General features: G+C 56.8%; 12 protein-coding genes. 4 read left to right on the forward strand and 8 right to left on the reverse strand.

The annotated features are described in order from the left end of the window. Positions 1-1282, reverse strand: a 1282-nt coding sequence (gene glgB, locus VMJ32_08780; GenBank protein ID HTQ39111.1) for a 1,4-alpha-glucan branching enzyme, incomplete at its 3' end; no start/stop codon positions are given. A 126-nt stretch (positions 1283-1408) separates the two neighbouring features. Next, positions 1409-1861, reverse strand: a complete 453-nt coding sequence (locus VMJ32_08785; GenBank protein HTQ39112.1) for an RNase H family protein — start codon at positions 1859-1861, stop codon at positions 1409-1411. A gap of 156 nt (positions 1862-2017) precedes the next feature. Between VMJ32_08785 and VMJ32_08790 the strand changes: the two genes are divergently transcribed. Then, on the forward strand, positions 2018-2785 hold the full coding sequence (locus VMJ32_08790) for a class I SAM-dependent methyltransferase (protein ID HTQ39113.1): 768 nt from the start codon (positions 2018-2020) through the stop codon (positions 2783-2785). A 126-nt stretch (positions 2786-2911) separates the two neighbouring features. On the opposite strand, the gene VMJ32_08795 is transcribed toward VMJ32_08790, so the two are convergent. Then, entirely contained in the window at positions 2912-3667 is a 756-nt protein-coding gene (locus VMJ32_08795) for a gamma-glutamyl-gamma-aminobutyrate hydrolase family protein (protein ID HTQ39114.1), read from the reverse strand. A gap of 446 nt (positions 3668-4113) precedes the next feature. Between VMJ32_08795 and VMJ32_08800 the strand changes: the two genes are divergently transcribed. From VMJ32_08800 to VMJ32_08810, 3 genes are all read left to right on the forward strand, one after another. Then, on the forward strand, positions 4114-4506 hold the full coding sequence (locus VMJ32_08800; protein ID HTQ39115.1) for a four helix bundle protein: 393 nt from the start codon (positions 4114-4116) through the stop codon (positions 4504-4506). A 29-nt stretch (positions 4507-4535) separates the two neighbouring features. Continuing rightward, on the forward strand, positions 4536-5615 hold the full coding sequence (locus tag VMJ32_08805; GenBank protein HTQ39116.1) for a 3-oxoacyl-ACP synthase III: 1080 nt from the start codon (positions 4536-4538) through the stop codon (positions 5613-5615). A gap of 90 nt (positions 5616-5705) precedes the next feature. Continuing rightward, complete coding sequence (locus VMJ32_08810; GenBank protein HTQ39117.1) at positions 5706-6314, forward strand: Uma2 family endonuclease; 609 nt, start codon at positions 5706-5708, stop codon at positions 6312-6314. A gap of 200 nt (positions 6315-6514) precedes the next feature. Here the strand turns inward: VMJ32_08810 and VMJ32_08815 are convergent, their stop codons facing one another. The 5 genes from VMJ32_08815 to VMJ32_08835 form a co-directional block, all read right to left on the reverse strand. Continuing rightward, positions 6515-7291 carry an SDR family oxidoreductase gene (locus tag VMJ32_08815; protein HTQ39118.1) on the reverse strand — a complete coding sequence of 259 codons (777 nt, stop codon included), beginning with the start codon at positions 7289-7291 and terminating at the stop codon, positions 6515-6517. Positions 7292-7329: 38 nt separating this feature from the next. Then, a complete protein-coding gene (locus VMJ32_08820; protein ID HTQ39119.1) occupies positions 7330-7806 on the reverse strand; it encodes a 3-hydroxyacyl-ACP dehydratase FabZ family protein in 477 nt (158 codons plus the stop codon). 189 nt (positions 7807-7995) lie between these two features. Continuing rightward, positions 7996-9441 (reverse strand): FAD-dependent oxidoreductase, encoded by a 1446-nt coding sequence (locus tag VMJ32_08825; GenBank protein ID HTQ39120.1) that lies wholly within the window; start codon positions 9439-9441, stop codon positions 7996-7998. A 64-nt stretch (positions 9442-9505) separates the two neighbouring features. Then, on the reverse strand, positions 9506-10987 hold the full coding sequence (locus tag VMJ32_08830; GenBank protein HTQ39121.1) for an NAD(P)/FAD-dependent oxidoreductase: 1482 nt from the start codon (positions 10985-10987) through the stop codon (positions 9506-9508). A 71-nt stretch (positions 10988-11058) separates the two neighbouring features. Further along, positions 11059-11319: an acyl carrier protein gene (locus tag VMJ32_08835; protein ID HTQ39122.1), complete on the reverse strand. Its 261-nt coding sequence runs from the start codon at positions 11317-11319 to the stop codon at positions 11059-11061. Positions 11320-11630 lie beyond the last annotated feature (311 nt).

The raw sequence follows: 11630 nt of genomic DNA on the forward strand, positions 1-11630 counted from the left end.
GGCTGTAATCCAAGTACAACATGCTGGCGACGGCGTCGACGCGCAGCCCGTCCAGATGATATTTATCGAGCCAAAACAGCGCGTTGCTAATCAGGAAATTGCGGACCTCGTTGCGGCCGTAATTGAAAATCAGCGTCCCCCAGTCCGGATGCTCCCCTTTGCGCGGGTCGTCGTGCTCGTACATGGCGGTGCCGTCGAAGCGGCGCAGGCCGTGGTCGTCACGCGGGAAATGGGCCGGCACCCAATCGACCACCACGCCAATGCCGTGTTGATGGCAGTGATCGACAAAGTACATGAAATCGTGCGGCGAGCCGTAACGGCTCGTGGCCGCATAGTAGCCGACCGTTTGGTAACCCCAGGAGCCGGAGAACGGATGCTCGCTGACGGGCAGCAGCTCGATGTGCGTGTAACCCATCTCCAGGCAGTATTCGACCAGTTGATGGGCCAGCTCGCGATAGGAGAGCCAGCGATGCGGATCGTCGACCGGCCGGCGCCAACTGCCCAAGTGCACTTCGTAAAACGACATGGGCTTGTCGAGCGCCTGACGCTCGTGGCGATTGCTCATCCAGCCTTCGTCGTGCCAACGATAACGGTCCAAGTCGACCACCTTGGATGCCGTGCGCGGCGGAATTTCCGCGGCGAAGCCCATGGGGTCGGACTTATCGACTTCGCCACCGTGGGCTTGCTTCACGCGGAATTTGTACAGCGTGCCTTCGCTTAGGCCGGGCACAAACAATTCCCAAATGCCGCCGGGGATGTGCTTGCGAAGCTGGTGGCGTCGGGCGTCCCAATTGTTGAAATCGCCGATGATGCTGATGCCCTGGGCGTTCGGGGCCCACACGGCAAAGTTCACGCCTTCCACGCCGTTCACGGTGCGCACATGGGCGCCCAGCTTGTTGTAGCACTGCCAGTGCTGGCCCTCGCCCAGCAGGTGCAAATCGTAATCGGACAGCAGCGGTGGAAAAGCGTAAGGATCGTGCATCGTGGTTTGCTCGCCCTGCTGGTTGACTTCCTTAATGAAATACTGCGAAGCCAGTTCCGGCTCCGGCGTGGGACATATCGCCTCGTACAAACCGGCCGGATGAATCCGCCGCATCGGCTGCGAACCGCCGTGGGCCGGATGGATAATCCAGGCTTGCTTCGATAGCGGCAGGTAAGCCCGAACCGCCACCGCCCGACGGCCCGAATCGATCACCTCATGCGGCCCGAGGATTTCGAAAGGGTTTTCGTGCCGCCCTTCCACCAAAGCCCGTACTTTCTCCAGCTCAACACTAGTTCGCACAACCGTGTCCTCCAAATTGCTTCCGTTCAAGCGTGATTTTGCCTTGTTTGGCATCGTTTCGTCCAGCCACCAACCAAGAAATGCCCCGATATACGAGAAAAATGGTGAAAATTGTGGTCATTCTTCCTACCTCCCCCTCGTGCGATTTTTATGCCCAAATTGGCAGTCGACTTCGTGCACCTGCAGGGCGCGGTCGAGCCGGCGCCACAAATCGTAATTCTTTACCGGCACCATTTGGCCATGCCACTCCCATTGCCAATTGTTTTCCCGCCAATCGTCCAGTCCGTAATCGATGCCGCGACGAACATAATTGCTGCTGGTTTGCAGCGTGACTTTGGCGGGCGAATCGATCGCTTCCAAACCCCGCACGACGGCCAGCAATTCCAGCCGTTCGCCGGGCAGTGTGGGTTCAGCATCTTCGACATCAGCCTGTTTACGACCGTCCGGCGTCTGCAGCACAAAGTGCCATTTCCCGGCATGGTCCTTACTACGGCATTCAGTTCTCAGCAGAAAATGGGGAGCGCAGACAGGCATGGCAGCAGGGTGCGAAAGGGAAAACAAAAAACAAACGGAAACCATCGCCCATACAGTTTTACTTATCGCCAGACTTTCCCCAGGCCATTCAGTTTTCCGCACCGCAAAAGTTTGCCAAATGTCTGTTCGACGGGCTCTTAGCCGTTACAATCGGCGGCGAGCGCAATCCCGGACTTTGAGGTCGGCCATTAAAGAAACAAAATGAGCGCATTTCTCGCGGATCATCGCTCGCTGGAAAGTCAATTACGCCAGCTGTTTAACGTGGTCAAGCACCAGTTGACCGTTGGGCCGTTCCAGTTCCGCATGCTCCATCCCCGCTCGGCCGACGAACTGATCGACGAAGCCGAATTCAACCGCGACGAACGGTTGCCTTATTGGGCCGAAATTTGGCCATCCGCCTTTGTGCTGGCCGGACGAATTGCGGAATTCGCCCAAGCCATTCAAGCCCAGGGGTTGCAACCCCTGGGCTTGGGCGACACTAGCGGCATGCGACAGCCGCGGTTGTTGGAACTCGGCTGCGGCTGCGGTCTGGCGGTCATGTCTGCATTATCTGCCGGATTTTCCGTCACTGCCGTCGATTACTACCCGGAAGCGCTCGACTTCGTACGCCTCAACGCCGTTTTTAACGGCCTGCCGCTACCGGAGACCCGCACCGTCGATTGGCGAAACTACCCGAATGACCTCGTCGAATTCGACATGGTCGTTGCCGCCGACGTACTGTACGAGCGCGATTATTGCCGGTTAATTGCCGGAGCATTTCGGCAATCGCTGCGACCCGGTGGTCTCGGGCTGCTTACCGATCCGCAGCGAATCAAAGCCGAGGCATTTCCCGACGAGTGCGTCCGCGCAGGTTTGCACATCCGCGGCCCGCAAGTGTCCGGACCGCTTGGTGTTCCCGGCGGCGATCCCGGCGTACGGCAAACAGTGAATTTGTTTGATATTCAACGTCCTGCGAGCCGCGCAATTTGAATGAAAAAATAAAGCCCAGGGGCGCCATCCCCTGGGCTTTAGAGCGCGCCGTTGCGCGACCCAACGAGAACACAAGAACAATTCCGAACTTCGTGGCCCGGCTTTCCACAACACCGTACGTCGCGCTTAGGCTGCCTCGGTCATGAGTTTCAGCGCCGGCACTTCGCCGGTGATGCCCACAATCCATTCTTCAAAAATGCGCACATCCAAAGCGGAGGCGCTGATCGCTTCCGGATGGAATTGCGTGCCCAGCACCCACCAGGCGTCGGTCTTGCTTTCAAAGGCCTCGATGACGCCGTCCGGTGATCGGGCGCTGACCATGAAGGCCGTGGACAGCTCGTCGACGGCCATGTGGTGCATGCTGTTGACGCGGATTTCGCCGTCGCCAAACACGCGCTCCATCAGCGTGCCGGGCACCACCTCCAATCCGTGGCGATGAGCTGTATCGAGCGAATCGGTGTGCGGAATGGCCTTAGGCATATCTTCCGGAATGTGTAAGTACAAATTGCCCCCTTGCGAAACATTAATGAGCTGCATGCCGGCGCCAATGCCGAAGACAGGAATCTTTCGCTTGGCGACCAGTTTCATCAGCAGCCTGTCCGATTCCTCGCGGCGGGCGTCCATCAACCGTGTGCTCGGATGCAACATGTAGCCGTCGTTGCGCGGGTCCAAGTCGGCTCCGCCGACCAACACCACGCCATCGAGCAAATCTAGAATTCGGTTCATGTCGTCGGCCTCGGTTAATGGCGGAATGACCACCGGCACCCCGCCCACAGCCGACACACAATCGTAATAGCCGGAGGCGATGTACGAAAAACTTGGCGCATCCTTTTTGCCAGTCCGATAGTCCGCGTTCATACCGATTAAAGGCTTCTTGCGCATGGCACTTCCTCCTTGACACATCGTGTGTCTGAAATTGGGGTGAACAAGATACGGCCCAAGCCGCTCGACGCCGGCGCGGCGTCTAACAGAATAGCTGGCATGTTTCCGTCCCTGAAATCACGCTGCTGTGTTGCCGCCGAAACACGTCAGGCCAAGTTCGGATTCCTTCCGTACTTTGCCCCCCACGAATTGTTCGGCGAGCAACGGTCCACGATCGAAAACCATCTGGCCGTGTCACCCCAGCCAGAACATTCAAACTGGCCGCCAATGTAGCGACCCGCTCGCGGCCTGCAAGCTTTTCGGTTATTTTGCGTGCAGGAAGCGATGCTATCGCAAGATAGTGTGCTAGCGGATGAGCTAAGGGAAGTAAGGAGTGAGTGGTGAGGAGTGAGTGGTTGTGGACGAAATCGTGTGGAAATTCAATGCGCCATTCAAAGGGGCAAAACATGCTCGAGAAAAGTCGTTACCGGTTGGAAGAGTTTGAACTGTATCAGGCGGCGCGTGATTTTCGGAGGAAGATTTACGGATTGCTTTCAGCACTGTCCAACACTGAAAAATATTGCCTCGACCAACAAATGCGGCGAGCTGCGGTTTCGATCACGAATAATATCGCCGAAGGGCATGGGCGTTGGCATTACCAGGAGAACATTCAGTTTTGCCGAATGGCGCGAGGGTCACTGGAAGAAATTATCGATGACCTAACCGTGTGCGAAGATCAACACTATCGCAGTTCCGCAATGCTCATCGAACTGAAACAGCAAGCCTATCAATTAATTTCGCGGATCAACGGCTATATTTCCTACTTGCGAAAATCGCAACTTAACAACAGGAGTGAGTAGCAATAACCACTCACTCCTCACCACTCACCATGCCCTTCTCCCAGGTTTGCATCGAATCATTGGGTTACACGTTGCCGGACGAAATTATTTCGTCCGAGGAAATCGAGCGACGCTTGGAGCCGCTGTATGCGCGGTTGAAGTTGCCGGCCGGCCGCTTGGAATTGATGACCGGCATCCGCGAGCGCCGCGTGTGGCCGCCTAACACGCTGCCCAGTCAAATCAGCATCGTCAGCGGCGAGCGCGCAATCAGCGTCGCCGGAATCGATCGGCGCGATATCGGCGCACTCATTCACGGTTCCGTCTGTCGCGATTTTCTGGAGCCCGCCACGGCCTGCCGCGTGCATCATCAGCTCGGTCTGCCGTCGCAGTGTTTAATTTACGATGTGTCTAACGCCTGCCTGGGCCTGCTCAACGGCATGGTGCAGGTGGCCAACATGATCGAACTGGGGCAAATTCGCGCCGGGCTGGTTGTGGCCAGTGAAGTCAGCCGGCCCCTGATGGAAACCACCCTCGCCATGCTCAACGCCGACCAAGCGCTGACTCGCGACACGGTAAAGCCGGCGCTCGCGTCGCTCACGATTGGCTCGGCCAGCGCGGCGGTGTTGCTGGTGCATCGTGAATTGAGCCGCACACAGAATCGGCTGCTCGCCGCGGTGGGGCGCACCAATACGGTGGCCCATGAATTGTGCCACAGCGGGCGCGACGAAACCGTCGGCGGCGGCATGGCCCCCCTGATGCAAACCGATGCCGAAACGCTCATGCACGAAGGCATTGCCGTCGGCCACGAAACGTTCGGCCAACTGCTCGCCGAACTCGGCTGGACCAATGCCAACGTTTCCAAAACGGCGTGCCATCAAGTGGGCTCGGCTCATCGCAAAATGATGCTCGAAAAATTCGGGCTGAACCCGGCCAACGATTTTGTCACCTATCCCTGGCTCGGCAACACGGGCGCAGCGGCGCTGCCGGTCACGCTGGCCGTAGGCATCGAGCAGGCGCATTATTGCGGCGGCAATCGAGTGGCCCTGCTCGGCATCGGCTCGGGCATCAACGTACTGATGCTGGCGATGGAATTGCAGCAGGGTTTGGTTTCAGGCGGCAAACTTGGTTAACTCCTTTTCATTCTGTGATTTGACCGTGGGGCATTTCACTGCGAAAATAAACACGCTACAAACGCCACGATAGGTGAAAAAGAACTTGCTATGAGCAATCATCCCTCGACCGATGAACCATTTGGCTTTCCGGCCGGGGCCGGGGAGCGTATCACGCTGGATGAATACCGCCGCCGGGCCGCCAAGGGAGGACACAGCACTTCCAACACCTTCGAATTATTGGAAGGCGTGGTCGTGCCCAAGTGCCGTCAAACACTGCGACACGAAACGGCGGTTGAAAAACTGCGCGACTACATCGGCATCATGATCCCCAACGGCTGGCACTTGCTGGTTCAGCAACCGATTGCCTGCGGCGATAGTCAGCCGGAGCCCGATTTGGCCAGTGTCTGCGACGTGCTCGATGAATACGCCAACCGCCCGCCCAAGGCGGAAAATGTTTCGCTGGTGGTGGAAGTGGCCGACGGCTCGCTGCTGGCGGACCGCACGCTGAAAGGCCGCATTTATGCGCGTGCCGGTGTGGTTTGCTATTGGCTGCTCAACCTTATCGACAGCCAATTGGAAGTATTTAGCAATCCCAGCGGGCCGGTGCCCATGCCGGGCTATCGAGAAAAACGGGTTTACCGCACTGAAGATAAATTGTCGCTGGTGATCGGTCTGGACGATTTGGGCACGGTCCGGGTCGGCGACATTCTGCCATGAAGCGGAATGCCAACTGACCAGATGCACGGAAAAAGCCACGGATGAATACGGATTTTAAAAGCTGATCCTGCTGACTGATTTTAGCTAATTCAAAATCAGGAACTGAGCAGTTTTAATCTTGCATCTGTTTTTCATCTGTGCTCATCCGTGTTCATCTGTGGCTAGTCCTCTCTGCGCCTCCGCGTCTTTGCGGTTCAAAATCATTCGCGCAAAGCGCGGCGGATGAGGTCGTGATCGAAATAATTCACGCTCATCCCGGCGTCGATGACGATTTGCTGGGCGTTGATGCCGCTGGAGCGCGGGCTCAGTAAAAAAGCTGCGGCGTTGGCGACTTCTTCGGTTTGCACCGCCTGTTTGCGGAGCGTGGCCTGTTCCGCGTACAAATACGCATCGACATAGCCGGGAATTCCGGCCGAAGCGGACGTTTTTAACAAACCCGGCGCGACGGCGTTGAACCGCACCCGGGAAAACCCGCTGAACGATTTGGCCAGAAACGCCAGCGACGAATCGAGCGCCGCTTTGACCGGCGCCATGAACCCGTAGTTTTCCGCCGCCATGCGCGTGGTTGAAATCGAGACGCTTACGACCGACGCGTCGGGATCGAGCAGTTCGCGCAGCGCATTGGAGACCGCGATCAGCGAATAGCAAGAAATATCAACGGCCTTCAAAAACGCGATCTTGGGCGTTTCGTGAAACGGTTTTGGTCCCGCATTAGTTTCGGCGGTGCCGTAATCTGCAAAAGCGATCGAGTGGCATAGCCCGTGCAGCTTCGGTCGGATTTCTGCCAACTGACTTCGCAGTCGAACAATTTGCTCTTCGTGCTCCACGTCGCACACCAAAATCGGCACGTTGCCGACCAGTTTTTGCACGTTTTCGCGCCGGGCTTCACTGCGAACCGAGTATACCACGTCGACGCCAGCCTCGGCCAGCACACGCCCCACGTGCCAGGCCACGCTTTTGCGATTGGCCACGCCCATGACCAACACCGTTTTGCCCTCGAGTTGCAGGAAATCAGTCACGGTGTCGCCTCGCTCTTGGCCACCAACATGCAAGCGAATTCCAACCGGGCAGACACTTTTCCGGCGCAGGTGACTTTGGCCTCGAAGAAATATGCTTCGCCAAGCCGTTCGCGCAGTTGCACTTCGATTTCGATCGTATCGCCAGGGCGAACCATTTGTTTGAAGCGCACTTCGTTCATCCGTGTGACGACAGGCATGGTTTGCGAATCAGCATCATCCGAACGCTGAGCCGCAGAGGTCGGTGGATTTTTGCTGCCCAGCAAAATCGCGCCCGCTTGCAGCGCGGCTTCACACAACATCACCCCCGGCACAACCGGCTCGTCAGGGTAATGTCCGGCGAAAAACCATTCGTCACCGGTGAACCGTTTGCGGCACACAATCCGGTCGCTGTCGCGAGCCACGATTTCATCCACTAGCAAAAACGGCGGCCGATGCGGAATGGCAGCGTAAATTTCAGCCAGGTTATTGTTCATCGGAGTTATTTGAACTACAGAGACACTGAGAAATAAAGAAGAGATTCATAAGGAAGCCAGGAAACCAGGAATGACGATAAATACAAACAATTCATAACTGCCTTCAATCTAACTTATTCCTGCATTCCTGGATTCCTTATAAAAACATCTGCCCGCTTCGTTCCTCTCTGCGTCTCCGAGTCTCTGCGGTTATTCTGCCGCCACCACATCACGAGACCTGGATTTCGTCAGCAGCGCATCCACGTCGTTCGCCACGATCACGCCGTAGTTCATCGCGCCCAGCCACCCTGACATGATAATGCCCACGCTGCCGGCATGGTACAGCCCAACAATTTGCTGAGGCAATCCGCGGGAAATCGCCAGACCTTCGAACTTGGTGCCAAAGCTCGCCCCCTGTACATGCCGGGTGTAATGCTCGAAGGTGCGGGGCGTTGACGCTTCGGCATGGTCGAGCTTGTCTCGCACGCCCGGCACGTATTTTTCCAGTGTGGCCAGCGTGGTTTCGATCAGGTCGCGCTTGCTCAGTTCGTATTCCTCCTCATTCAACGTGGACCAATCTTCGTATCGGGCATTCGTGCTGGAAACGACCAGGCAACGGTCGCTGCCCGGCCGAGTTTGCGGGTAGTAAAACGAAAACGTACGGCTGGTAATATCGCGGCCCAAGAGCAGGTCGGTGCGAAACAGCGGCGCTACGGAGCTAAACAGCAAATCGCCGCAGGCGGCGGCGATCATCTCGCCCGGCTTCAGCGCCATGTACACCTGCGTGCTGGAATTGTTAAGCCGTACGGCCCGGGCTTCGTCGACAAACTGTAAATCGAAATGATCCTCGCCCACCAACTTGAAGATGGTCGATTTCAAATTCGCGTTGGAAACCACGGCGGAGGTTTTGATGTCGCGCCCATTCACCCGCACGCCGACCACGCGGCGGCGGCGATCGACGAGAATTTGCTCCACGTCGCAGCGAATGCGCACGTCGACGTCATTGCGCAGAAGCTCCTCGTGCATCAGCTTGATGAGCCGATCGGTTCCGCCCTCGAAGGTATATACTCCCTTCGACATGAAATTGGAAAACACAATGCCGTAGGTAATGGCCGGATCTTCCAGCGTGGAGCCGTTGGCATAAGTGATGGGCTCCATCAGCAGGCGAATCACGTCCTCGCGTCCTGGAAAGAACCGCTGAAACAATTGGCCCACAGTGGCCGATTGGTCGTCGTAAAAATTCATTCGCCGCACGGTATCGAAAAACGAGCTGACTTGCGGCTGCGGCACGCCGAATTGCGTGGTTAACAGCCGGATAAAATCGTCGCGATCGAACGACGTGGTCAGCGAGAACATGGGATTGTCGAAGCGAATGTGCTTCAATTGCACAATCGAATCGGCGATTTCCTGCGTCCAATAGCGGCGGCAGCTTTTGATCATGCCGATCGGAAAGCCGTGCAGCGAAATATCAAAAATATGCCCCCCCGGGCGGCGAAACCACGTGGCCATGCCTCCCAGCTTATAATGTTGCTCCAATAGCATTACTTTTTGCCCAGCGCGGGCCAGCGTGTTGGCACAGGTGAGCCCGGCCAGACCGCTGCCAATGACGATGCAATCGTACGCTTCGGCAACGTCGTTCAAAAAATCGCGAGGCATGGCGTGGAAGGGACGAGGATCGGGGGCCAGGGGGTGAAGAATTAGAAAGCGTGTGGCGCATTGATTATCGCAGCAGCATGTTCGCCACCTGAATGCCGCTGGTGAGCGCGCCGACAATGCCCACGTAACCTTGATCGGCGCCGCACACCCACAGGCGTTCCAAGTGCGTTGTTGCATCGTACCGTTTTTGCGGTGCGCCGTACACGGCCCCACGGTCGTGGCCGGTAAAGTGGCGAATGGTTGTGGGGGTAAAGGTATCGTGCGCCACCACGTGCCGGTGCAGATCGGGGAGGAAGCGGGCTGCGGCATCCAGCATTTTTTGATGCCAATATTGCTTCTGCGATTGGTATTCTTCCGGCTCCAGCGCGACCCAACGGTCGAAGTTGGCCAGCGCGGTCAGCCGAATGGTTCCTTCAGCAGGCTGTGGCGTTTTGGCATTTTCGGGTGCGATACTTTCGACGGCCGCCGAGTAATCGTAATTATTCGGCGAGCACATGATGCCGCTTTGCACATCGGCGAAATCATCGGGCCGGGAGTAATGGAATTGCGGCGAATTGTTGTAGAACACAATGGTATCGGAAAATCCCAAATCACGCGGCTGGCAATCGAGCGTGCAGATCGATTCGATGAAGGTCATATTTCCCGCTGAGCTGACAGCCGGTGATGAATCCGTCGAGTATGCATTGCGTTCGTCTGATTTCGTCTCGTTAGCCCCCACGACAACCGCGGCTGGCCGTCGCACTGAAGCACACAGCCGCATCGTTTCGTTCCAACCGGCCGATGAAATCACTTGCTTAGCCGCCAACTCCGTGCCATCGTCCAATCGCACGCCTTCGATTTCGCTTGCATCGCCAACAATTTGCTGCACGCCGGAGCGTAATTTCAGTTCTCCGCCAAGCTCCTTGAACCGCCGCGCCAGCGGTCTTAAAATGGTGCGAATGCCACCCCGCGGCCGGCACAACCCTTCCAAAAAAATTGCCCGAAACAACACGCTGAACGAGCCCCAGTCCATGTCGTGTTCGGTCGCGCTGCCGTAAAACATGACCGGGCACAACAGCATTTCGATCAATTGCGGATTGCTCAACTTGTCTGCCAAAACTTCCCGCGCCGAAGCGGCTGCCGCCGCCGATTGCAGTTGATCGTAATCCAACAGCGCAGCGAGCAAACGCTGATAATTCTCGCGCTGGCCGGGAAAAGCCCGCTCGATTTCCGCCGCCAAAAGCGCCGAGTCGTTATTGAAGCGCAGCCGCACGTCAGGAAAAGCGATGACCGAGCCATTCTGTTCGGCCAATTCAAAATCGTCCCAGCCAATTCGCAATTGCCGCAGTAGTCGCGGCAATGGTCCGCGCTTGGCCCCGCGGGGAGCAAAATTGGTCAGCGCGTGCAGGCCGACGTCGTAATTGCGTCCATCCAGGCGATAATACGAATTCAATCCGCCGATGGCGTAGTGCCGCTCCAGAATGCACACGCGGCGATCGAACATCGCCAGGCGAATGCCGGCCGCCAGGCCCGACATGCCCGCGCCGATGATGATGACGTCGTACATGGGAGGCGGAAAGGGGCGAGAGATCAGGGGCGCGAGGCGAGAGGCGAGTTAATTCGTCCCTTCTTCCGCCATCAGGCCCGTTGCAAACCGCTCATCAACGGTTCTAAATACTTCACCGTGCCGGCAAGCGTGGCCAGATGAATGTAATCATCCTCGGGAATTTGGATGCGATAACGCTTGCGCAGTTCCATCACGATGTCCAGAAAATCCATGCTGTCCAGCTCAATTTGCTCGCGCAACGGCTTATCGTCCGCGAGGTGGCTCAAATCCTCGTCGGGCACAATATCGGACAAAATGTTGATGAGTTCTTCGCGAATATCCGTCGCCGTCATGCTTCACTCTCCACGAATATGCAAATCCAACATCCACAGATTAACACAGATAAACACAGATAAAAATGGGGCTTAAATCCGGCAGCCACTGCAAATCGAAGCGAAAATCCCCTGATTTGCGAAAACCGGTGCAAAGCGAGTGGCTTACCGATCCCTTAAAAATCCGTGTCCATCTGGCTTTGTTGAAACCCTATTGATTCCAATGGGAAAACAGTTTACATCAATGCGTCATGGAAACCACACGTGCGATGACGCGGTCGCCGGTGGCGTTGGCCAGGAAGGCCGTCGAAATTGCGCAACGTGCTTTGCCT

The organism is Pirellulales bacterium, assembly GCA_035499655.1.
Lineage (GTDB): Bacteria > Planctomycetota > Planctomycetia > Pirellulales > JADZDJ01 > DATJYL01.

Coding starts and splice junctions, on each gene's coding strand:
- VMJ32_08785 (HTQ39112.1), bottom strand. CDS start 1,861: ATGGTTTCCGTTTGTTTTTTGTTTTCCCTTTCGCACCCTGCTGCCATG.
- VMJ32_08790 (HTQ39113.1), top strand. CDS start 2,018: ATGAGCGCATTTCTCGCGGATCATCGCTCGCTGGAAAGTCAATTACGC.
- VMJ32_08795 (HTQ39114.1), bottom strand. CDS start 3,667: ATGCGCAAGAAGCCTTTAATCGGTATGAACGCGGACTATCGGACTGGC.
- VMJ32_08800 (HTQ39115.1), top strand. CDS start 4,114: ATGCTCGAGAAAAGTCGTTACCGGTTGGAAGAGTTTGAACTGTATCAG.
- VMJ32_08805 (HTQ39116.1), top strand. CDS start 4,536: ATGCCCTTCTCCCAGGTTTGCATCGAATCATTGGGTTACACGTTGCCG.
- VMJ32_08810 (HTQ39117.1), top strand. CDS start 5,706: ATGAGCAATCATCCCTCGACCGATGAACCATTTGGCTTTCCGGCCGGG.
- VMJ32_08815 (HTQ39118.1), bottom strand. CDS start 7,291: ATGGGCGTGGCCAATCGCAAAAGCGTGGCCTGGCACGTGGGGCGTGTG.
- VMJ32_08820 (HTQ39119.1), bottom strand. CDS start 7,806: ATGAACAATAACCTGGCTGAAATTTACGCTGCCATTCCGCATCGGCCG.
- VMJ32_08825 (HTQ39120.1), bottom strand. CDS start 9,441: ATGCCTCGCGATTTTTTGAACGACGTTGCCGAAGCGTACGATTGCATC.
- VMJ32_08830 (HTQ39121.1), bottom strand. CDS start 10,987: ATGTACGACGTCATCATCATCGGCGCGGGCATGTCGGGCCTGGCGGCC.
- VMJ32_08835 (HTQ39122.1), bottom strand. CDS start 11,319: ATGACGGCGACGGATATTCGCGAAGAACTCATCAACATTTTGTCCGAT.